The following is a 21049-nucleotide window of genomic DNA, read 5'->3' as shown; positions in this document are numbered from 1 at the left end:
AGACTCTTTCGTGTCCGATTCCCGGTCGAAGCGGGTCAAGCAGTTTTCGCTTTCCAGTTCTTCGCTTTCGCGTTTCCCTTTCCGGCGAGTCCGACACTATCAAACCTTTCCGGTCCCCCTGACCGGCCCCCCGCAGACATGCGGGTGCCCGATTTCGGGTTAGGGTTTGGGCTCAATAGCCGCTGCCGACCCCCGACTCAAAGTCGCGTTGGGGCCAGGCAGGAGTACGACAGTACAGGCTGCCGGGAGTCGAGGCAAATCGTTTCCGGTGCGCCCCTAGGTCCTCGAACCACCAGGACTCGGGCGGAACCGGGACTTCTTATGACTTAGTCTGCTGAGCAGTACGCCGTCCTCCTACTCAAGCCGCGGCGGCACCCTTCGAAGCTCCACTGGGAGGCCCCCCATGACCAACGTGACGTCCCCTCTTGCCGGACGTGCCATTGGGCTCGCTGCCGTACCCGACCCCGTCTTCTCCGGCGCGATGGTCGGTCCGGGCACCGCCATCGACCCCGTCCGCGAGCCCTCCGAGGCGGTCGCGCCCGTCGACGGCATCGTCGTCTCCCTCCACCCGCACGCCTTCGTGGTGGTCGACAGCGAGGGGCACGGGGTGCTCACTCACCTGGGCATCGACACGGTCCAGCTCAACGGCGAGGGCTTCGAGCTGCTCGTGAGCAAGGGTGACAACGTCACCCGCGGCCAGGGCGTCGTCCGGTGGAACCCGGCCGAGGTCGAGAAGGCCGGCAAGTCGCCGATCTGCCCGATCGTGGCCCTGGAGGCGACCGCCGACTCCCTCTCCGACGTGGCCGAGACCGGCGACGTGGCGGTCGGGGACTCCCTGTTCGGCTGGCAGTAACGCGATCGGCGCAGTGACAGCCGACTGGATATCCACCACCGCGGAGGCAACGGCCCCCGCACGACCGGAGACGGGTGAAATGGAGACAACGCTGCGAGGCGTAGGCGTGAGCCACGGTGTGGCGATCGGCGAGGTACGGCACATGGGCACCGCGGTGCTCGAACCGCCGGCCAAGCAGATCCCGGCCGACGAGGCCGAGCGCGAGCAAGGGCGGGCCCGGCAGGCCGTCGAGGCCGTCGCCGCCGACCTCATCGCGCGCGGCAACCTGGCCGGCGGCGAGGCCCAGCACGTGCTGGAGGCCCAGGCCATGATGGCCCAGGACCCCGAGCTCATGGCCGATGTCGAACGCCGCATCGCGGTCGGCAGCACCGCCGAACGCGGCGTGTACGACGCGTTCGCCTCGTACCGGGCGCTGCTCGCGGGCGCCGGTGAGTACCTGGCGGGGCGGGTCGCCGACCTCGACGACGTCCGCAACCGCATCGTGGCGCGGCTGCTCGGTGTGCCGATGCCCGGCGTGCCGGACAGCGACGAGCCGTACGTCCTGATCGCCCGTGACCTCGCCCCCGCCGACACGGCGCTGCTCGACCCCGCGCTGGTCCTCGGCTTCGTCACCGAGGAGGGCGGGCCGACCAGCCACAGCGCCATCCTGGCCCGGGCGCTCGGCGTCCCCGCCGTGGTGGCCCTGCCCGGGGCCGGTGAGCTGGCCGAGGGCACGCTGGTCGCCGTGGACGGCAGCACCGGTGAGATCTTCGTCGACCCGAGCGCCGCGAAGCGGGCGGAGCTGGAGAGCGCCGCCGCCGCGCGCAAGGCCGCGTTGACCGCCGCGACCGGCCCCGGCGCCACCTCCGACGGTCACAAGGTGCCGCTGCTCGCCAACGTCGGTGGTCCCGGTGACGTGCCGGCGGCGGTGGAGGCGGGCGCGGAGGGCGTCGGTCTGTTCCGTACGGAGTTCCTCTTCCTGGACGACAGCAAGCAGGCGCCGTCCGAGGAGAAGCAGGTCGCCGCGTACCGCGCGGTTCTCGAGGCGTTCCCCGAGGGGCGTGTCGTCGTGCGGGTGCTGGACGCGGGCGCGGACAAGCCGCTCGACTTCCTGACTCCGGCGGACGAGCCGAACCCGGCGCTGGGCGTGCGCGGCCTGCGGAGCCTGCTGGACCACCCGGACGTGCTGCGGACCCAGCTCACCGCTCTCTCGAAGGCTGCCGAGGGGCTGCCCGTCTACCTTGAGGTCATGGCGCCCATGGTGGCCGACCGCGCGGACGCCAAGGCCTTCGCCGACGCCTGCCGCGAGGCCGGGCTGAACGCGAAGTTCGGCGCGATGGTCGAGATCCCGTCCGCCGCGCTGCGGGCGCGCTCGGTGCTCCAAGAGGTGGAGTTCCTGTCGCTGGGCACCAACGACCTGGCGCAGTACACCTTCGCCGCCGACCGTCAGGTGGGGGCCGTCTCCCGGCTCCAGGACCCGTGGCAGCCCGCGCTGCTGGATCTGGTCGCGCTGTCGGCCGAGGCGGCCAAGGCCGAGGGCAAGAGCTGTGGCGTGTGCGGTGAGGCGGCCTCCGATCCGCTGCTCGCCTGCGTGCTGACGGGTCTGGGGGTGACGTCCCTGTCGATGGGTGCGGCGTCCATTCCCTATGTCCGCGCCACGCTGGCCAAATACACGCTGGCCCAGTGCGAGCGGGCCGCGGCGGCCGCGCGCGCGGCGGACTCCGCCGAGGACGCGCGCCGGGCAGCGCAGGCGGTGCTGTCGGGCGAGTAGTCCGGTGCCGGACGACGCGAGGGGAAGGGGCTTTCCGCCGGTCATCGGCGGAAAGCCCCTTCGTCGTGTCAGCGGTGCTCCTCCGGTTCGTCGGCGCCGATGTCGAAGCCCGCGCAGTACTCCACACCGGACTCGGGGGCGACGGGCTCGCCCGTGTCCGCGTCGGTGCAGTAGGCGCTGAAGACCTCACCGGCGGTGAGCGGGTCGAGGTTGCCCCGGCTCAGCCGCCAGCCGTGCACGCGGTCCGGGGCGCCCGGGGTGCTCGTACGCAGGACGACTCCGCCGTGGCTCTCCAGGGCGATGGCGACGGCGAGGACGCTCACGAACTCGGCGCCCTCCGAGGTGTCGAGCAGGACGGCTCCCGCGGTGGGCCGGTCGGTGTGCAGGGCGGCGAGGAGCTGGTCGTTCTCCGTGGGGGTGCTGCACACCAGGTGGTGGGTGCCGGGTCCGGCCGCTTCCAGGGTGCGTTCGAGCAGGTGGGAGGCGCGGTCGAAGGCGGCGGTGCCGATGTCCCGGCCGCAGTCCGCGCAGTCGCCGAGGCCGGCCAGGAGCATGGTGGCGTACTCCCAGGTGGCCCGGCGGACGGCGCGGCCGACGAGCACCTGGATCAGGGCGTCCAGGGGCTGTCCTTCGTAGGTGACGGTGGCTCCGCAGGCAGCGATCTCCGCGGTGAAGCGGCTGCGGCCGGCCGGGGTGTCGGGGAGGATGCCGGCCTCCGCGCAGTAGTGGGCGTACTCCAGGGGGTCGAAGAGGGCGACCGTGGTGTGCACGCCCTGCGCGGTGAGGGCCTTGAGCAGGGCCTCCACCTGTTCCAGGTAGACGCCGTGGTCGTCGAAGGCGAAGGTGCGGTAGCGGCGCATGGCCGCGAAGTCCTCCTCGTCGGCCAGCAGGCCGATGGTGGTGGGTGCTTCGCGGCGCAGCGTGCGTCGCATGGTGGTGGTCACGGTCCGTCCGTGGACGGTGGTCCGCTTGTTCCTGGTCTGCGCCATGATGTCCCCCAATGCGCTGTCGATCATTGCTCACTCAGCGTAACCAGGGGCACTGACAACGGTGCGGTCAGCGGCGTTCGCGGGCCAGCTTCTCGTAGAAGTGGAGGAGTTCCAGGTTGTCGATCGAGCCGGGGTTGACGGCCTTTTCCAGGGCTGTTCCCTGGAGCAGGCGCTTGACCGGAACCTCGATGCGCTTGCCGGTGAGGGTGTGCGGGATGCCGGGGACCTCGATGACCTCGTCCGGGACGTGGCGGGGCGAGAGGTTCTCGCGGATCGTGCGTTTGATGCTGTCGCGGAGGGCGTCGTCCAGGGTGGCGCCTTCGGCGAGGTGGACGAAGAGCGGCATCCAGTAGCCGCCGTCGGGTTCCTCCAGGCCGATGACGAGGGATTCGCGGATCTCGGGGAGGCGTTCGACGGCCTCGTAGATGTCGGCGGAGCCCATGCGGACGCCCTGCCGGTTGAGGGTGGAGTCGGAGCGGCCGTGGATGACGACGGAGCCGCGGTCGGTGAGGGTGATCCAGTCGCCGTGGCGCCAGACGCCGGGGTACACGTCGAAGTAGCTGTCGTGGTAGCGGCTGCCGTCGGGGTCGTTCCAGAAGCGGACCGGCATGGAGGGCATCGGCTCGGTGACGACGAGCTCGCCGACCTCGCCGGTCAGCGGTTCGCCCGCGGGGTCCCAGGACTGGAGGTCCGTGCCGAGGCAGGCGGCCTGGAGCTCGCCGATGTGGACGGGGAGGGTGGGCACCGCGCCGGCGAAGCAGCTGCACACGTCGGTGCCGCCGCTGACGGAGGCGATCCACAGGTCGTCGGCGACCTCGTCGTGGAGCCAGCGGAAGCCGTCGGGCGGGAGCGGGGAGCCGGTGGTGGCGACGCACTGGACGCGGGAGAGGTCGAGGTCGCGTCCCGGGTGGACGCCGGCCTTGCGGCAGGCCATGACGTACGCGGCGGAGGTGCCGAAGAGAGTGGCGCCGGTCTGTTCGGCGACGCGCCACTGGGCGCTGACGTCCGGATAGCCCGGGCTTCCGTCGTACAGCACGAGGGTCGTGCCGGTGAGGAGGCCGGAGACGAGGAAGTTCCACATCATCCAGCCGGTGGAGGTGTACCAGAAGAAGCGGTCCTCGGGGCCGAGGTCGCAGTGGAGGCCGATCTGCTTGAGGTGTTCGAGCAGGATGCCGCCCTGGGACTGGACGATGGCCTTGGGCAGTCCGGTGGTGCCCGAGGAATAGAGGACCCAGAGCGGGTGGTCGAAGGGGACCTGCTCGAAGACCGGTTCGGTGTCGGCGCAGGTGAGGGCGGCCCAGTCGAGGGCGCCCTCGGGGGCGTCGGTCCCCAGCAGCGGGATGTGCACCACGGCGCGCAGGGTGGGGAGTTCGCGGCGGAGCTCGGCGACGGTGTCGGCGCGGTGGTGTTCCTTGCCGCCGTAGCGGTAGCCGTCGACGGTGAACAGGACGACGGGTTCGACCTGCTGGAAGCGGTCGAGGACGCTGCGGGCGCCGAAGTCGGGGGCGCAGGAGGTCCAGATCCCGCCGACGGCCGCGGTGGCGAGGAAGGCGACGACGGCCTGCGGGATGTTGGGGAGGTAGCCGCTGACGCGGTCGCCGGGGGTGACGCCCAGGGCGCGGAGTTCGGCGGCGAGCGAACCGACCTGGCGGCGGAGCTCGGACCACGAGGTCGGGACCTGGGTGTGGCTCTCGTCCACGTGGAGCAGGGCGGGCGCGTCGGCGCGCAGGGGGTCCTCGGCGGCGCGCAGGGCGTGCTCGGCGTAGTTGAGCGTGGCGCCGGGGAACCAGGTGGCGCCGGGCATCGAGCGGTCGCCGATGACCTGCTCGTACGGGGTGGAGAAGCGCACGTCGAACCACTCGGCGACGGCCTTCCAGAAGGTGTCGAGCTCGTCGACGGACCAGCGGTGCAGACTGGCGTAGCCGCCCTCGGCCGGTGCGCCGTGGTGTTCGGCGGCCCAGCTCTGGAATCGGGTGACGGCGGCGGCCGCGACGCGGTCGGGGCCGGGCTGCCACAGGGGGGCTTCGTCGGCTGCTGAGGTCATGGGGCGGCTCCCTGGCTGTAGCGGGTACGCGGTGTGTGCGCAGGTCGCGCGCACGAGCGGGGGTGTGCGCGTGAGGCGACGCCACGGACGATGCCATGTGATCGTCCTTCGCACCAGGGTTGCCCGTACATGGTTCCGTGTCCCGGCATGTGCTCCCACCACGCCCGGCGCGGGGTGAACGGAAGTTGAACGGCGCTTGTTGGCGGCCGGGCGGGTGGCAGGGTGAGCCGCATGAACGGTCGTGACCTGGTGCGCTCGGTGAAGCTGATGGGTTCGAAGCGAGGGCTGCGCACAGTGCGCTCGGCGTGGCGCCGGACGCGTGCGGACGCGCGGGCGCTGCCGGGGCGTGGGGCGGAGCGGGCGCGGGTGCCGGGCCCGGTGACGGGCGCGGAGCCGGGGCCCGGGGGCGGTGTGGTGCGGTTCGCCCGTTCGGAGCTGCGCATCCGGGTCGCGGTGGGCGGCGCGGTGTTCTGGGGGTGGGACGGGGCGGGGCCGGGGCCGTCGTACGCGGTGGACGGGGAGGCGCCCGCCGCCGATCCGCGGGCGGTGCTGGAGCCGGGTACGGACGGAGGCTGGCAGGTGGTGGCGGAGCGGCTGACGGTCGCGGTGTCGCGGCACGGGGCGGTGGAGCTGCGGACGCCGGGCGGGGTGGTGCTGCGCCGGGAGCTGCCGCCGCGCTGGTGGGAGCCGGTGGCGGGCGGGGAGGCGCGATGGGTGCAGCGTTCGGAGGTGCCGGCGGACGCGCGGTTCTTCGGTCTTGGCGGACGGGCGGCGGGGCCCCGGCTGCGGGACGGGGTGTACGCGCTGTGGAACACGGACCCGGGCGGGCGGTTCGGGCCGGGGGACGATCCCCTGTATCTGACGATGCCGGTGCAGTTGGTGGTGGCGGACGCGGGGACGCACCTGGTCTTCTACGACAACTCCTGGGCGGGCCGGGTGTCGTTGCGGGAGGGGCGGGAGGGCGCGGGGTCCGGACACGACCGGCCGGGCGCTTCGGAGGTGCGGGTGGACGGCGGCCCGCTGCGCTGCTGGGCGGTGGCGGGTACGCCGGCCCGGGTGCTGGCGGGGTGGTCGGCGCTGACGGGTTCGGCGGCGGTGCCGCCGTCCTGGGCGCTGGGTCCGCAGCACGCCCGGTGGGGGTTCGGCTCGGAGCGGGAGGTCCGGCGGATCGTGGCGGGGTACCGGGAGCGGGGGCTGCCTTTGTCGGTGCTGCACCTGGACATCGACCACTACGACGCGCACCGGGTGTTCACGGTGGACCGCGGGCGGTTCCCGGATCTGCCGGGGCTGGCCGGGGAGTTGCGGGAGGGCGGGGTGCGGCTGGTGTCGATCGTGGACCCGGCGGTGGCGGCGGCCGGGGGCAACGCGGTCTACGCGTCCGGGCGGGCGGTGGGCGCTTCGGGCGCGTTCGTCCGGGACGCCCGGGGGCGGGAGGTGCGCGGGGAGGTGTGGCCGGGTGCGTGCGTGTATCCGGACTTCACGGATGCGGGGGTACGGGAGTGGTGGGGCGGGCTGTACGCGGAGCGGCTGGCGCAGGGGTTCTCCGGGGTGTGGCACGACATGAACGAGCCGGTGTCGTTCGCGGCGTTCGGTGATCCGTCGCTGCCGCGTTCGGCGCGCCACGCGCTGGAGGGGCGCGGCGGCGACCACCGGGAGGCGCACAACGTGTACGGCCTGGCGATGGCGCGGGCCGGGTACGAGGGGCTGGCCCGGCTGCGGCCGGAGGAGCGGCCGTTCCTGTTCTCGCGTTCGGGCTGGGCGGGGATGCAGCGGTACGGGGGCACCTGGTCCGGTGACGTGGCGACGGGCTGGCCGGGGCTGCGGGCGTCGTTGGCGCTGGTCCTGGGGCTCGGGTTGTGCGGGGTGCCGTACTCGGGTACGGACGTGGGCGGGTTCGACGGGTCGCCGTCGCCCGAGCTGTATCTGCGGTGGTTCCAGCTGGGGGCGTACCTGCCGCTGTTCCGTACGCACGCGGCGATCGACGCGGGGCGCCGGGAGCCGTGGGAGTTCGGGCCGGAGGTGCTGGCGGGGGCACGTGCGGTGCTGGTGGAGCGGGAGCGGTTGCGGCCGTACTGGGTGACCCTGGCGCGGCTGGCGGCGCTGACGGGTGCGCCGTATGTGCGCCCGCTGTGGTGGGCTTCGCCCGGGGACCGCGGGCTGCGGGACTGCGAGGACGCCTTCCTGCTCGGTGACGCGTTGCTGGTGGCGCCCGTGCTGGAGCCGGGGGTGGTGCGGCGGGCGGTACGGCTGCCGCCGGGGCGCTGGTACGACACGGTGAGCGGGGCGGTGTACGAGGGGCCGGGGCGGGTGGTGGTGGAGGCGCCGCTGTCCCGGGTGCCGGTGCTGGCCCGGGCGGGGGCGGTGCTTCCGGTGCGGGGTGCGGACGGCGGCCCGGAGCTGGAGGTGTGGGCGCCGGTGGCGGGGCGCGCGGGTGGCGGGACGGTGGTCCGGGACGCGGGTGACGGCTGGGAGCCGGTGGAGGTCGAGCGGTACACGTCCCGGCTGGAGGGCGGGCGCGTCGTGGTGGAGCGGGACGGCGGGGCGGTGGACCGTCCGGTCCGGGTGCGGGGTGCGTGAGCGTGGCGCGGCGGCGGGCGTGTTCAGCGGTAGCGGCCCGCGAACCAGCGGTGGACGGCCTCGGTGTGGAGGGGGAAGGCGAGCGTGGCGGGGGCCGTGAGCAGGGTGTGGCCGGACGTCTCGTCGGTGGGGGCGGACGGCGGGAGCGCGGCGGCCGGGCGGGCGGGGAGCAGTCCGAAGAGGAGCAGGTGTCCGGCGGGTGAGCTGAGGGCGTCGGCGAGGCGGACGTCCTCGGGGCGTGCCTCGATGCGGGTCTCCTCGCGCAGTTCGCGTACGACGGCGTGCTGCCAGTCCTCGGCGTGGTCGATGAAGCCGCCGGGCAGGGCGAGGCCGCCGCGTGCGGGTTCGATGGTGCGGGTGATGACGACGAGTCCGGTGGTCCCGCCGTCGGTGACGGGGAGCAGGGCGACGGCGACCGGGAGCGGGTTGCGGTAGGCGGTCTCGCCGCAGGCGGCGCAGGTGCGGGGCCAGGTGCCGGGGGCCGGGAGGCCGGTGTACGCGGCTCCGCAGGCGGGGCAGTGGGAGTGGGTCACGGGCGCTCCGTTTCCTCGTGGGGCCGGGCCGGCGCTCGTGGGTACCGGGCGTGGGGCCGGTGGCGGACACGCGCGGACTGTACCGGATCGCCTCCGCGGCACCCCGGGACCATGGAGGATGTGCTCATGACAGCCATCGCGACCGCTTTCCGTGCCCTGGCGGCCTCCGCCGCCGCCCTGCTCGCCGTGACCGTCACCGCCCCGGTGGCGCAGGCGAAGCCCGAGCCGAAGGCGCCCCGGGAGTTCGTCTCGCTGCGTTCGGTCGATCCCACGATCATCCAGGAGATGCGCTACCCCACCGCCCACGACTTCATGGGCGAGCCGGTGGACGGGTACCGGCAGCCCTTGTGCATCCTGACCCGGCCGGCCGCCGAGGCCCTGCACCGCGCGCAGCTGCGATTGCTTCGGCAGGGCTACTCGCTGAAGGTGTACGACTGTTACCGCCCGCAGCGGGCCGTCGACCACTTCGTGCGCTGGGCGAAGGACCTCGACGACGAGACGATGAAGGGCGAGTTCTATCCCCGGGTCGACAAGTCGCGCCTCTTCGCGGACGGTTACATCGCGGAGAAGTCCGGGCACAGCCGGGGCAGCACCGTGGACCTGACGCTCGTACGGCTGCCGGCCCTGCCGACCAGGCCGTACCGCCCGGGCGAGCAGCTGGTGCCGTGCTACGCGCCGCAGGCCGACCGCTTCCCGGACAACTCGGTGGACATGGGCACCGGTTTCGACTGCTTCGACACGCTGTCGCACACCGATGATCCCCGTATCCAGGGGGTGCAGCGCGCCAACCGGCAGTTCCTGAAGCGGACGCTCACCGAGGCCGGTTTCGTGAACCTGGCCGAGGAGTGGTGGCACTACACCTTCCGGCCCGAGGCGTTCCCCGACACCTACTTCGACTTCCCGGTGGCCCGCAGGTCGGTCGCCGGGCACTGAGCCGGCCGGCGCGGGGAACGGGCGACCGGGACCACCCCCGTGGGTTCCGGCCGCCCGTTCTCCCTTTCGGACGCGGCCCGGCCGTTTCCGGTTGCCGGATCAGCCATTACGGTGCCCGTATGTCACAGCAGACGTTCGATTCGTACGAAGAGTTCTGGCCGTACTACGTCGCGATGCACTCGCGGGCGGCGACCCGCTGGGTGCATCTCACCGGCACCCTGACCGGTCTCGCGATCAGCGCGTACGGGCTGGCGCGCGGCCGGAAGCGGTATCTGGCCGCGCTGCCGCTCATCGGCTACGGCACGGCCTGGCCCGCGCACTTCCTGATCGAGAAGAACAACCCGGCCACCTTCGGCCATCCGGCCTGGTCGCTGCGCGGTGACGCGCAGATGATCCGCATGATGCTGGCCGGGCGCGACCACGAGCTGGCGCAGACCGCCGAGAAGTGGCTCGCGGAGAACGGGCGCTAGGGCCCTTCCTTTGGATCAGGCCGGATCAGGGAGCGGGCTCTGGTGCCGTGCATCGCAAGGCGGAGGATTGAGGCAACGCGGAGCGTTGGTGATTGACGACAACGCCGCGAGGTGCGGTGCCAGAGCCCGCGAGCCCGGCCTGATCCAAAGGAAGGGCCCTAGGTCGTGACCGGCTCGCGCGGGCGGTCCGCGCGGGCCAGGGCGTGTTCGACCACGGCCACCAGGACGTCCCGGGCCGATGCCCGGTCCCGCGCGTCGCACATCAACAGCGGCACCTGGGGGTCCAGGTCGAGCGCGGCCCGTACCGTCGCCTCCGGGAACAGTTCAGCGCCCTCGAAGCAGTTGACGGCGACGGCGAACGGGATCTCGCGGCGCTCGAAGTAGTCGACGGCCGCGAAGCAGTCGGCCAGGCGGCGGGTGTCCGCGAGCACGACCGCGCCCAGCGCGCCCTGGGCCAGCTCGTCCCAGAGGAACCAGAACCGGTCCTGGCCCGGCGTGCCGAAGAGGTACAGCACCAGGTCCTCGCGGAGCGTGATGCGCCCGAAGTCCATGGCCACGGTCGTCGTGGTCTTCGCCTCGACGCCGTCCAGGTCGTCCACCGGACGGCCCGCCTCGGTCAGCCGCTCCTCCGTGCGCAGCGGCCTGATCTCGCTGACCGCGCCCACCAGCGTCGTCTTGCCCACGCCGAAGCCGCCCGCCACCAGGATCTTGAGGGTGACGGGTTCCACGGGCCGCCTGCCGCGGCTAGAGCGCCCGAAGGCCATTGATCACCTCACGGAGAATGTTCACGTCCGGCAGCTCGGCCGGCGGAACGGGACGGGTCACGTGTACCAGCTCGTCGTCCACGAGGTCGCCCACCAGCACCCGGACCACGCCCACGGGCAGGTCCAGGGACGAGGCGAGCTCGGCGATCGACTGGGGCAGCTCACCGCAGAGTTCGAGGATCTCGACGTGTTCCGGGGTGAGCAGCTGGTCCCTGTCCGGGTCGTCGGCCACGGGTTCGGGCACGACGATCGCGATCAGGTCGAGGCGGTGGCGGGACGCGCTGCTGGTGCGCCCGCGGGTCATCGCGTAGGGGCGGACGACGGGGCCCGCGTCGTCGTCGTACCAGCGCGGGGTCCGCGGCCCTTCCGGGGTCTCCGGGGAGCCGGGCGATGCGGCGCTCATGGCGTCCGCTCACCCCCCGGAGGGCTGACCGGTCGTCCGGGGCGCGTTGGCCAGGTGGCTCCCCACGCGCTTGACCATGAGCGTCATCTCGTACGCCACCTGCCCCACGTCGGAGTCGGATTCGGCCAGCACGGCGAGGCAGCTGCCGTCGCCGGCCGCCGTGACGAAGAGGAACGCCTCGTCCAGTTCCACGACGGTCTGGCGGACCCTGCCCGCGTCGAAGTGGCGGCCGACGCCCTTGGCCAGGCTGTGGAAGCCGGAGGCGACGGCGGCCAGGTGCTCGCCGTCCTCCCGGGTCAGGTCCTTGGACGCGCCGGTGGGCAGTCCGTCGCTGGAGAGCACCAGCGCCTTGCGGATGCTGGCGACGCGCGCGACGAGTTCGTCGAGGAGCCAGCTGAGTTCGCCGGACCCCTCGCGTGCGGAGTCGGTTGCGGCGGCGTGCGGTGCGGTCATGGACCGTCCCCTCCCGGAGTGGTTCCTGGTGCGATGTCGCCGGGGTCCGTCGGGTCCTCGGCGTTCTCCTGGCGGCCTCGCTGCCAGCCGCGCTGGAGCGAAGCCATACGGCTGCGTACCTCGTCGGCGTCCCGCTCGACGTCCTCGGCGCTCTCCACCGGAACGGGCCCCGCCGTGCGGGCGTCCGGCCCCTCGCGGAGCTGCGGGGCGAGGCTCGCCTGCCGGACGCGGCGGGGCAGTCCGCCCACGGTGTCGGGGGCGGGTTCGGGCGTACGGGGTGCGGGCACCTTGGGCCCGGCGGGGCGGACCGGCTCGCGGTCCTCGGAGGCGGGGTGGGCGCGGCCTCCCCCGTCGACCCGTCGGCCGCGGTCGGTGACCAGCGTCGGCGGGCGGCGCCGGCGGGGCAGCGGCCGGGCGCCCTCGGGGTGCAGCGCCCGCACGCCGTCGTCGGCGGCCTGCTGGTGCTGCTCGCGGTCGGCGTCGCGGCGCAGGGCGCGGGCGCGGAAGATGCCGCCGCGCTCGCTCTCGGTGTCCTCCAGGTCGGCGACCCCGTCGAGCACGGAGTCGAGCCCGGGGCCCGCCACGGCTTCGAGGACCGGGTCGCGGGTGAAGTCCAGCGGCTCGTCGCCCTCCAGCTCGACGGGGCCGTTGAGCAGGGCCGGGTCGACCAGTCCGGTGGGCACCGGTGAGAGGCCGCTCGGCCGGCCCGGCACCGGGTCGTCGGCCTCGGGGCGCCGGGGGTCGCCCCCCGGGGCGCTGGCGGCGATGGCCTTCTCGGCCCTGCGGTCGAGGCGGAAGCCGGTGCCGTGCGACTCGGGGGCGTCGGTGAGGAGGGCGGCCGGGATGAACACGACGGCGGTGGTGCCGCCGTACGGGGAGGTCTGGAGGGACACCCGGACGTTCTGCCGCTGGGCGAGCCGGCTGACCACGAACAGCCCGAGGCGGTCGGTGTCGGACAGCTCGAACTCGGGGGTCTCGGCGAGCCGGAGGTTGGCGTCGAGCAGGACGTCGGGGGGCATGCCGAGGCCCCGGTCGTGGATCTCCAGGGTGAAGCCGTTGGCGACGCGCTCGCCGTGCACCTGGACCGCGGTGTGCGGGGGCGAGAACACCGTGGCGTTCTCCAGGAGTTCGGCGATCAGGTGGGTGAGGTCGGCGACGGCCGGGCCGCCCACCCCGATCCGGGGCAGCCGGCGGACCTCGATGCGTTCGTAGTCCTCGACCTCGGCGACGGCGGCCCGGACCACGTCCATCAGCTGGATGGGCTTGCGCCACTGCCGGGAGGGGGCGGCACCGGAGAGGATCACCAGGCCCTCGGCGTGCCGGCGCATGCGGGTCGTGAGGTGGTCGAGGCGGAAGAGGTCGGCGAGTTCGTCGGTGTTCTCGGTGCGGCGCTCCATGGTGTCCAGGAGCGTGAGCTGGCGGTGGAGCAGGACCTGGTTGCGGCGGGCGAGGTTGACGAAGACCTCGGAGACGCCGCGGCGCATGTCGGCCTGTTTGACGGCGGCTTCGACGGCGGCGCGTTGCAGGGTGTTGAGGGCCTGGCCTACCTGGCCGATCTCGTCGCGCTCGTACTGGAGGTGCGGGGACTCGGTCTCCACGTCGACCTGTTCGCCGGCGGCGAGGCGGCGCATCACGCTCGGCAGGCGTACGCCGGCGACCTCGTGGGCGTCCTTGCGGAGCCGGGTGAGGTCGCGGACGAGCTCGCGGCCGATGCGCACGGAGACGAAGACCGAGACGACGAGGGCGAGGAAGCCGAGGACGCCGGCGATGCCCGCCTTGATCAGGATGCCGTAGCCGGCGGGCTTGCCCCGGTCCTTGAAGCGGTTGTTCATCTCCGTCGAGTCGTTGGCCAGCCGTTCCAGGGCGGCCGGGGCGACCTCCTGCCAGCGGGCGGCGTCGGCGGTGCGCGGGCTGGTGGTGGGGCCCCGGGAGATGATCCCGTCCTCGGCGGAGCGCAGGGGTTCGCTGTCCGGGCCCTGCCAGTACTGCTCGATGCGGCGGCGTTCGGAGGCGGGGAGCAGGTCGAGGTTGGTCTCGTAGAGCAGGCCGCGCTGGGCGACGAGGTCGGATATCCGGCGGAGTTCGGCGGCGGTGAGGCGGCCGGCCAGGAGCCCGGAGGCGACCAGGGCGTCTTCCCGGGAAAGCATTTCCCGGGCGCGGGATATCCCGGTCAGGGCCCGGACCTGCCGGTCCATGGAGACGTTCTCCATGGTGTGCAGGCCGGACAGGAATCGGTAGCAGGGGTCGATCAGCCGGTTGTAGTACGCCATCGCCTTGAGCCGTCCGATGGTGCGTTCGTCGACGGAGGCGCGCAGGGCGTCGAGTCCTTCGACGGCGCCGAGTATCGAGCCGAGCTGGGTTTCCGCGGTCGCGCCGAGCGCGTCGCGGATGTCCTTCTGCCCGGCGCTCTCGCGGACCTCGGCCACGACCCGGTCGGTGGCGGCGCGCTGCCTGCGCAGTACGGGCAGGGCGTCGGACGCACGCGGGTCGGCGAGGAAGACGAGGGTCTGGCGGCGTTCGCTCTGGATGACCCGGACGGTGTCTTCGAGGGGGTGGCCGACCCTCTCCACGACGGTGCTCGCGCTGAGCAGTTTCCCGGCCTCGCGCCCGGTGAGATAGGTGGCGAATCCCCAGAGGGCGGTGAGCGATACGAGGGGCACCACGAGCAACGCCACGATCTTCCTGCGGATGGACTTTCCGCGAAAGCGCATGGCCTCCCCCAGGTCATCCCCGCGGGACCGGGGACGGGTTTCGTCAACAAACGGCGCGAGCCTACTACCGACGGACAGACAACTCGAAGGCATGTCCGGACGATTTTCGGCCGCCTTACCGGGAGTTGACCATGGCTTGTCCCGGTATTCCGGGAGATGAAATTCACGAAAGCGACAGAAGAGGCCCTGGGGCATGGCAAGTTCCTTCACGCCCCGGTTGGCTGGAATTCTTCGTTTCGTGACAGCTGGGAGGAATCTTCACCGCCGGCCACTCGTCTGTCTGTACGGGGGTAGAGGGACCAACGGGGCACGCTCGGGCGGACGGGACGGACCGTCCGCGTAGAAAGGGTGTATGCCGGGCAGCAACCCTGAAGTCGGACAGCGGTGGGAGTGAAGGGCCTTGGACACACAGGAGCGTGAGAGCGCGGTGGAACCGACGGGGGACGCGGGCGCGCCGGGGAGGCCGCCGCTGTGGGTGGAGGAGCCGGCGACGCGCAGGCGGATGCCGGACCCGGTGCGCACCGCGGCGGTGCGGGCGGTGCTGGTCCTGTCGTTGACGCTGATTCTGGCGATGGTGGCGTTCCTCACCGCGCTGGCCGGCTCCTGGCTCTCCTTCCCCATGGTGCTGAGCGGGGTTGCGAGCACGGTGGTCGCGACCTGGGCGGTGCTGGACGTCTGGGTCACCCGTCAGGTGTGGAACCAGCGCAACGGCGTGGTCTCCGAGCCCAGCAGCTCGGCCCGGCAGTTGCGCCGCGAGCGGCGCACGGCGCGGCGTGAGGCCCGCGCCGCGCAGCGGGACGCGGCACGGATAGCCCGCCGGGGCGGCGCGGACCGCCGGCTGTCGCGGGCCTGAGGCCCCCTACGGAGCCCGGGTCTCCTCGACGGTCTCGGACGCGTCCGGTGTCCTCGGTGCCGGGGCACCGCGCTTGAACATGCGGGTCGCGGTGATCTCGCCGTGCACCGTCTCGCTGCCGGGGTCCTGCTGCGGCAGCCCGGGGCGCAGGTGCTCCTCGACGCTGATGTACTTCAGCCCGGCGCGCAGGTCCGCGTCGTTGCGCAGCCGGATGACGAGCGGGAATTCCGCGAGGGCCGTCGTGTCGAACAGGCCGGTGGTGTACAGCAGTTGTACGCCCAGCGCGTCGGCCACGGCGCGCTGGAGCTCCAGCAGGTAGGTGGCGTTGGCCCGGCCGATCGGGTTGTCCAGGAAGAGCGTGCCCGCGTGCCGGTGCTGGGCCCGGTCGCGCCCCCGGTCGTTGCTGCGCAGCGCGGCCATCGTGCAGTACAGGGCGATGGCGGCGGTGAGCAGCTGTCCGCCGGAGAAGACGTCGCCCATCTGTCCGACCGGCACGCGCTCGGCGCGCAGCACGGCGTCCGGCTTGAGGATCTCGACGGCGATGCCCTTGGGTTCCAGGGCCGCCCGGACCCCGCGCAGGAGCAGGGACATGCCGTCGCGGCGCAGGTCGGAGTTCTTCCGGAGGGCTGCCTTCGTCGCCTCGTCGATGACCTCGCCGAGCCGTTCGGTGAGGGTGGTCTGGTCGGGTTCCTCGAAGCGGATGCGGAGGAATTCCTGCCCGGACCACTCCCCCAGGCCCTCGGGGAGCCGGGAGAGCCGCTGGGCGGAGCGGAGCGTGGTGAGCGCGGACTCCACCAGGCCGCGCAACCGGTCCACGATGGAGTCGCGGTTGCGCTCCAGCTGGGCCAGCTCGTCGGTGAGGACGCGCAGCCGGGGCGCGAAGGCGGCGGCCCACTTCTCCGCGTGCTCGGGGAGCGCGGCGGCCGGCAGTTCGCGGATCTGCTGCCGGGCCGGGGTGCGGACCTGTTCGTAGCGGGTGGAGTTGGCGTGCCGTACGAGGACGTCGCTCGCCTCCCGGACGGCCGCTTCGGCGGCGGAGAGGTCGGCGGCGCAGCCGCGCAGGGAGCGGCGGGCCTCGGCGGCGGACTGCCGGGCCTCCTCCAGGCTGCCCGGGTACGGCTCGGGGTCCTCCGCGTCGTCCTCGGCGCCGTGGTCCCTCAGCAGGTCCCGCAGCAGGGCGGCGGTCTCGTCGAAGCCGCCCGCCGCGTCCTCGGCGGCGCGGTGGGCGTGCAGCAGCTCGGCGTGCGCGGCCCGGGCGGTGTCCAGCGCGGCGGTGGCGGCGGCCAGCTCGGCGGTGGCGGTACGCAGGAGGGACTGGGCCTGTTCGGCGTCGGCGGGCACCCGGTCGTCGGGCAGCTCGGTGTGCAGGCTCTCTCCGTCGGCGGGTGCGAGGCGTTCGGCCTCGCCGCGCAGCCGGCCCAGCTGCTCGCTGGCGGCGGAGGCCCGGGTCTCCAGGAGCTGGACGAGTGATTCGGCGCGGGCGGCGGCGGCCTGCCGGGACGGGCCGTCGGCGCCGTCGGTGCCCTCCAGGAGCTGGGCGGCCCGGGTGCGGACCTTGTTGGTGAGGCGGTCCAGCTCGGCGAGGGCGGCGCTCTCGTCGCTCTCGGCGCGGGCCTGCTCGGCGCGCAGGTCGGCGCCGACGCCCACCTTCTCGTACAGCTGGGACGCCGCCCGGTACGCCTCGCGCAGGGCGGGCAGTGCCTGGCGGGGGGCGTCCTCGCCGAGGTCGGGGAGGTGTTCGGGGGCGCCGGCGATCTCGGCGCGTTCGGCGCGCAGGGCGCGGGCGGTGCGGCGGGCGTCGTCGGCGGCGCGCTGGGCGGCGCGGCGGTCCTCGTCGGCGGCGCGGGCGCGTTCCAGGAAGACGGTGGCGCGGGCCTCGCTCTCCGCCGCCTCGTCGGTCAGTTCGCGCAGCTTGGCCTGCCAGCCGGCCCGTTCCCGCAGCCGGAAGGCGAGTCCGGCGAGCGCGTCGGCGGCCCGGCGGGCGCGCTGGGCGGTCTCCTGGCGCTCCTCGCGGACCCGGGCGGTGTCGGCGGCTGCCTCGTCGGCCTCGGCGCGGACCGTGCGGGCCTCGGCGAGGACGGCCTCGGCGGTCTCGGCGGCGGTGCGGGCGGTGCCGGCCGCCTCGGCGAGTTCGGCGAGCATGCCGGGCGGGCAGTCGGCGCGCCAGGAGCCGATGCGGGCGGCGAGCGCGCGGTCGGCACCGAGGCGGGCAGCGAGCACCCGGATGTCCTCGTCGCGGGCGGCGGCCCGGCTGCGCAGGGCCTGGCGCTCCTCGTCGGCGGCGTGTTCGTCGTGCATGGCCGGGTTCGGCGGTACGAGGAAGACGCCCTCACCGGCACCGGACGCACCCGTTCCGGGGCCGGGCACGGGGGCGAGGAGGGCGGCGGCGGTGCCGACGGCGACGGCGGAGCGGGGCAGCAGGGCGGCGGCGCCCAGGACCTCGCGGGCGCGGGCGTGCGCGTCGGGGTCGGTGATGACGACGCCGTCGACGAGCTCGGGGCGGGCGGCGAGGACGGCCGCGTGGTCGGCGGGGTCGACGGCCTGGGCGAGGTAGCGCCAGCCGGGGAGGGCGGGGATGCCCTGTTCGCCGAGGTATTCCACGGTGGCCAGGACGTCCGGGCTCGGCGGGAGGAGGCCGCCGTCGCCGAGCGCGCCCAGGATGCGGGCGTCGTCGGCGGCCGCAGTGCGCAGTTCGAACAGGCGGCGTTCGGCGGTGGCGACGCTCTGGTCGAGCAGGTCGCGCAGTTCGTCGGCGCCGCGGTCGAACTCGTCGGCGGTGAGGGGCTGGGGGTGGTCGGCAGGTCCCGGGTCCGGGCTCTCCTCGCTCCGGTGCTGCTCGTCGGCGGTCGCGCCGGCCTCGGGCGCGGCGGCCTGGCGGGGCCGGGGGACGGCGCCGGTCCGGGCTCCGGGCAGGCCGAGCAGTTCGGCGAGGCGGGGTTCCGCGGCGATCGAGTCGGCGGCCCTCAGCTCCGCCTCGTACGCCTGCTCGGCGGCGCGGGCGGCGTCGGCGGCGCGGGCGGCGGCCAGTTCGGCGCGGGATTCGTCGGCGGTGGCCTGGCGGGCCCGGTCGGCGGCGGCCCCGGCGGCCTCGCGTGCGGTGTCCCAGGCGGCCACGGCGGCCTGTTCGGCGTCGTTGGCGGCGAGGGCGGCCCTGGCCGGGTCGGCGTGCGGCGCGGTGTCGTCGAGCCAGCCGGCCCGGACGGCTTCGGCGGTCTCCTGCTCGACCTCGGCCAGGCGCTGGCGCAGGTGGCCGGCCTCGCTGCGGGCGCGCTGGGCCTCGGTGGCGGCGGTGGTGGCGTCCCGGTGCGCGGCCTCGCCGGCGCTCTGGAGTGCGTCGGAGCGCTCCTCCTCCTCGTTGGCCCGGCCCTCGCCCGCTTCGGCGGCGGTGTGCAGGGCCCGGACGAGGTCGGCGGCGGCGCTCGCGCGGGCGGCTAGGGCGGGGGCGGCGTCGCGCTCGGCCTCCCGGATCGCGGCGGCGACGCGGGCGGAGCGGTCGGCGGCGGCGCGGTGGCGCAAGACGGCCTCGGCGGCCTGCCAGGCGGCGTGCAGGGTGCGCGCGTCGCCCAGTTCGCGGCGTTGGGCGGCGGCGCTCTTCTCGGCCGCGGTGAGCGCCAGCGAGGCGTGACGGTAAGCGAGTTCGGCGGCGATCAGGGCGCAGCGCCCGCGGGTCTCCTCGGCTCCGGTGACGGTGTGGGCGGCGGCGGTGACCTGCTGGGCGAGTTCGGCGGCCCGGCCGCGCTCCTCACCGGCGCGGGCGGAGAGGCGGCGGGCGAGGGTGCGGGTGCGGCGCTCGGACGCGGCGTGGATGTCGCGGGTGCGGGCGCGGGTCCCGGCGGCCTCGACGATGCGGCCGAGGAGGTCGACGGAGCCGGCGGTGAAGTCGCGTTCGGCGGTGAGTTCGGCGCGGCGGCCGAGCTTGTTGCCGAAGCCGCTGACGAGGTCGGCGAGGCCGTCCGTGTCGCGGGTGTCGGTGACGGCGCGCAGCAGCAGGTCGGTGAAGTCGGAGTCCTTCTTGACCGCGAAGAGTCCGGCCGCCTCGCCCTCGTCGGCGTTCATCTCGCGCTGGTAGCGGAAGAGTTCGGGGTCGAGGCCCAGGTCGCCCAGGTGCTCGTTCCAGCGGTCGTGGATCTCTTCCCAGTGCACGTCCAGGTGCTGGTAGAACTTGCCGGCCTCGGTGAGCGCGTCCCGGAAGCCCTTCATGGTGCGGCGGCGGCCGCGGGCGCCGGAGGCGCCTTCGGCGGGGCGGCCGACGGCGGTGGACTCGGCGACGGGCAGCGAGTCGAGTCCGAGGCCGGGACCCGGGCGGAACGAGTACCACGCCTCGGCGAACTTCCGGGGGTCGTTGGAGACCTGGCGTCCGCGCCACTCGCTGACCTTGCCGACGACCACGCACTCGCCGGTGAGCGTGTGCTGCCACTCCAGGGCGACATGGCCGCAGTCGTCGGCGAGCAGGAACTTGCGCAGCACGCCGGAGCTGGCGCCGCCGAGGGTGTTGCGGTGGCCGGGGAGCATCACCGAGAAGATCAGCTTCAGCAGGACGGACTTGCCGCCGCCGTTCTCCAGGAAGAGGACCCCCGCGGGAGCGGGCCGGCGCGGCGGGCCGACCGGCTCCTCCTCGAAGAACTCCGCCTGCGCCGGGGCGGGGCGGGGCACGGGTTCGCCCACTCCGCGCAGGTCGAGCACGGTGTCGGCGTAGCGTGCGCCGGCCGGTCCGATGGAGTAGAGGCGGACCCGGGACAGCTCGTACATGGCGGCGGACTCTCGTCGTTCTGGGAGGAGGGAAGACGTCGGTGACGGGTGGCCGTCAGCCGTGGAACGGCAGGCCCGCGTCGGCCACCAGTTCCAGGTCGTCGGGGTCCGGGGGCGGCAGCAGCGTGGCGCTTCCGTCGGTGACCGGGACGACGCCCAGCTCCAGGAGCTCGGCCATGGCGGCGCTGCCCGCCATGTCGCGGACCTGGAGCTGGTAGCGGGCGGTCGTGCGGTACGTGCCTCCGGCGTCGTCGCCGGTGCGCTGGAGGAAGCCGGAGTCGGTGAGGAAGGCGACGGCCTTGCCGATGATGCCGGTGGTGGAACCGGCGAGCCGGCGGGCGTCCTTGGTGGCGCCGGTGGCACTGCGCCGGGCGTAGACGCGCCAGCCGGCCTCCAGGCCCGGGGCGTCGCTGGCCGGGTCAGTGTTGTCGCCCAGCTCCTCGGCCCGCTCCTCCAGCCGGTTGCACGCCTGGCGTACGAAGGCGTCGACGCCGTTGACCGTGATCCGGCCGATGTAGGCGTCGTCGGCGAGGTCCTCGGGGCGCGGGAAGGCCATCGCGGCGACGGCGAGGTGGGCGAGGCCGTGCAGGAAGCGGTCGGCGCTGTCCGAGGAGGCGCGGCGCGCGTAGTCGCCCATGCGGACGGCGAAGACGGAGTCCTCGCCCGCCGTGACGGCCATGCCGGCCCGGGGGGACACCTCCAGGACGATGAGGCCGAGCCCGGTGGCGACGGCGTCGGCGAGCCGGGCGAAGGCGGGGTCGTCCCGGTAGCGGCGCAGCAGTTCGGCGTACTCCGCGTCGCGGGCGGGGAGCAGCTTGGGCTGGAGGCCGAAGGCGACGAGCCGGGCGGCGTCGGCCGCGTCGGCCGGGGTGACGGCGGCGGGTGCGGGGCGGTCGGGTTCGTGGGCGGGCCGGTCGGCGGGTTCGCTCCATGCGTCGGCGTGCTCTGCGCGGTGGTCGCTCACGAC

General features: G+C 74.0%; 15 protein-coding genes. 6 read left to right on the top strand and 9 right to left on the bottom strand.

Annotation, left to right across the window (positions count from 1 at the left end; translation table 11 throughout):
* Positions 1–403: 403 nt before the first annotated feature.
* Complete coding sequence (locus tag ACFUJY_RS10740; RefSeq protein ID WP_383297436.1) at positions 404–853, top strand: PTS glucose transporter subunit IIA; 450 nt, start codon at positions 404–406, stop codon at positions 851–853.
* 79 nt (positions 854–932) lie between these two features.
* Positions 933–2603: a phosphoenolpyruvate--protein phosphotransferase gene (gene ptsP / locus ACFUJY_RS10735; protein WP_383297434.1), complete on the top strand. Its 1671-nt coding sequence runs from the start codon at positions 933–935 to the stop codon at positions 2601–2603.
* A gap of 68 nt (positions 2604–2671) precedes the next feature.
* Here ptsP and ACFUJY_RS10730 read toward each other — a convergent pair whose 3' ends face one another.
* Positions 2672–3619: a hypothetical protein gene (locus ACFUJY_RS10730; protein ID WP_383297432.1), complete on the bottom strand. Its 948-nt coding sequence runs from the start codon at positions 3617–3619 to the stop codon at positions 2672–2674.
* A gap of 40 nt (positions 3620–3659) precedes the next feature.
* On the bottom strand, positions 3660–5636 hold the full coding sequence (locus ACFUJY_RS10725; protein WP_383297430.1) for an acetoacetate--CoA ligase: 1977 nt from the start codon (positions 5634–5636) through the stop codon (positions 3660–3662).
* A gap of 231 nt (positions 5637–5867) precedes the next feature.
* Here ACFUJY_RS10725 and ACFUJY_RS10720 point away from each other — a divergent pair, with 231 nt between their 5' ends.
* Positions 5868–8213, top strand: a complete 2346-nt coding sequence (locus ACFUJY_RS10720) for a glycoside hydrolase family 31 protein (protein WP_383297428.1) — start codon at positions 5868–5870, stop codon at positions 8211–8213.
* Between the two features lie 23 nt (positions 8214–8236).
* Here ACFUJY_RS10720 and ACFUJY_RS10715 read toward each other — a convergent pair whose 3' ends face one another.
* On the bottom strand, positions 8237–8746 hold the full coding sequence (locus ACFUJY_RS10715) for an NUDIX domain-containing protein (protein WP_383297426.1): 510 nt from the start codon (positions 8744–8746) through the stop codon (positions 8237–8239).
* Positions 8747–8872: 126 nt separating this feature from the next.
* Between ACFUJY_RS10715 and ACFUJY_RS10710 the strand changes: the two genes are divergently transcribed.
* Positions 8873–9679: a M15 family metallopeptidase gene (locus ACFUJY_RS10710; protein WP_383297424.1), complete on the top strand. Its 807-nt coding sequence runs from the start codon at positions 8873–8875 to the stop codon at positions 9677–9679.
* A gap of 119 nt (positions 9680–9798) precedes the next feature.
* A complete protein-coding gene (locus tag ACFUJY_RS10705) occupies positions 9799–10149 on the top strand; it encodes a DUF962 domain-containing protein (protein ID WP_018103974.1) in 351 nt (116 codons plus the stop codon).
* Between the two features lie 158 nt (positions 10150–10307).
* On the opposite strand, the gene ACFUJY_RS10700 is transcribed toward ACFUJY_RS10705, so the two are convergent.
* Genes ACFUJY_RS10700 through ACFUJY_RS10685 form a run of 4 tightly spaced genes read right to left on the bottom strand, consistent with a single transcriptional unit; the run spans position 10308 to position 14480 of the window.
* A complete protein-coding gene (locus ACFUJY_RS10700; RefSeq protein ID WP_383297422.1) occupies positions 10308–10913 on the bottom strand; it encodes an ATP/GTP-binding protein in 606 nt (201 codons plus the stop codon).
* A complete protein-coding gene (locus ACFUJY_RS10695) occupies positions 10894–11316 on the bottom strand; it encodes a DUF742 domain-containing protein (protein WP_383297420.1) in 423 nt (140 codons plus the stop codon). The genes ACFUJY_RS10700 and ACFUJY_RS10695 overlap by 20 nt, the downstream gene beginning before the upstream one ends.
* Positions 11317–11325: 9 nt before the next feature.
* A complete protein-coding gene (locus ACFUJY_RS10690; protein ID WP_383297418.1) occupies positions 11326–11769 on the bottom strand; it encodes a roadblock/LC7 domain-containing protein in 444 nt (147 codons plus the stop codon).
* Positions 11766–14480 carry a nitrate- and nitrite sensing domain-containing protein gene (locus ACFUJY_RS10685; RefSeq protein ID WP_383297416.1) on the bottom strand — a complete coding sequence of 905 codons (2715 nt, stop codon included), beginning with the start codon at positions 14478–14480 and terminating at the stop codon, positions 11766–11768. Before ACFUJY_RS10685 ends, ACFUJY_RS10690 begins: the two co-directional genes overlap by 4 nt.
* A 400-nt stretch (positions 14481–14880) precedes the next feature.
* Here ACFUJY_RS10685 and ACFUJY_RS10680 point away from each other — a divergent pair, with 400 nt between their 5' ends.
* Complete coding sequence (locus tag ACFUJY_RS10680; RefSeq protein WP_383297414.1) at positions 14881–15333, top strand: hypothetical protein; 453 nt, start codon at positions 14881–14883, stop codon at positions 15331–15333.
* Between the two features lie 6 nt (positions 15334–15339).
* On the opposite strand, the gene ACFUJY_RS10675 is transcribed toward ACFUJY_RS10680, so the two are convergent.
* Positions 15340–20082 carry a hypothetical protein gene (locus tag ACFUJY_RS10675; protein WP_383297412.1) on the bottom strand — a complete coding sequence of 1581 codons (4743 nt, stop codon included), beginning with the start codon at positions 20080–20082 and terminating at the stop codon, positions 15340–15342.
* A 55-nt stretch (positions 20083–20137) separates the two neighbouring features.
* On the bottom strand, positions 20138–21046 hold the full coding sequence (locus ACFUJY_RS10670) for a hypothetical protein (protein ID WP_383297410.1): 909 nt from the start codon (positions 21044–21046) through the stop codon (positions 20138–20140).
* Positions 21047–21049 lie beyond the last annotated feature (3 nt).

The sequence above is a fragment of the Streptomyces sp. NPDC057249 genome, from assembly GCF_042669245.1.
In the GTDB taxonomy this organism is placed as follows: domain Bacteria; phylum Actinomycetota; class Actinomycetes; order Streptomycetales; family Streptomycetaceae; genus Streptomyces.
The sequence above is the reverse complement of the archived record's forward strand: the minus strand, read 5'-3'. Positions and strand labels throughout refer to the sequence as shown.

Excerpts from the sequence above, each read along its gene's own strand:
- ACFUJY_RS10740 (WP_383297436.1), top strand. The coding sequence starts at position 404 with ATGACCAACGTGACGTCCCCTCTTGCCGGACGTGCCATTGGGCTCGCT.
- ptsP (WP_383297434.1), top strand. The coding sequence starts at position 933 with ATGGAGACAACGCTGCGAGGCGTAGGCGTGAGCCACGGTGTGGCGATC.
- ACFUJY_RS10730 (WP_383297432.1), bottom strand. The coding sequence starts at position 3,619 with ATGATCGACAGCGCATTGGGGGACATCATGGCGCAGACCAGGAACAAG.
- ACFUJY_RS10725 (WP_383297430.1), bottom strand. The coding sequence starts at position 5,636 with ATGACCTCAGCAGCCGACGAAGCCCCCCTGTGGCAGCCCGGCCCCGAC.
- ACFUJY_RS10720 (WP_383297428.1), top strand. The coding sequence starts at position 5,868 with ATGAACGGTCGTGACCTGGTGCGCTCGGTGAAGCTGATGGGTTCGAAG.
- ACFUJY_RS10710 (WP_383297424.1), top strand. The coding sequence starts at position 8,873 with ATGACAGCCATCGCGACCGCTTTCCGTGCCCTGGCGGCCTCCGCCGCC.
- ACFUJY_RS10705 (WP_018103974.1), top strand. The coding sequence starts at position 9,799 with ATGTCACAGCAGACGTTCGATTCGTACGAAGAGTTCTGGCCGTACTAC.
- ACFUJY_RS10700 (WP_383297422.1), bottom strand. The coding sequence starts at position 10,913 with ATGGCCTTCGGGCGCTCTAGCCGCGGCAGGCGGCCCGTGGAACCCGTC.
- ACFUJY_RS10695 (WP_383297420.1), bottom strand. The coding sequence starts at position 11,316 with ATGAGCGCCGCATCGCCCGGCTCCCCGGAGACCCCGGAAGGGCCGCGG.
- ACFUJY_RS10690 (WP_383297418.1), bottom strand. The coding sequence starts at position 11,769 with ATGACCGCACCGCACGCCGCCGCAACCGACTCCGCACGCGAGGGGTCC.
- ACFUJY_RS10685 (WP_383297416.1), bottom strand. The coding sequence starts at position 14,480 with ATGCGCTTTCGCGGAAAGTCCATCCGCAGGAAGATCGTGGCGTTGCTC.
- ACFUJY_RS10675 (WP_383297412.1), bottom strand. The coding sequence starts at position 20,082 with ATGTACGAGCTGTCCCGGGTCCGCCTCTACTCCATCGGACCGGCCGGC.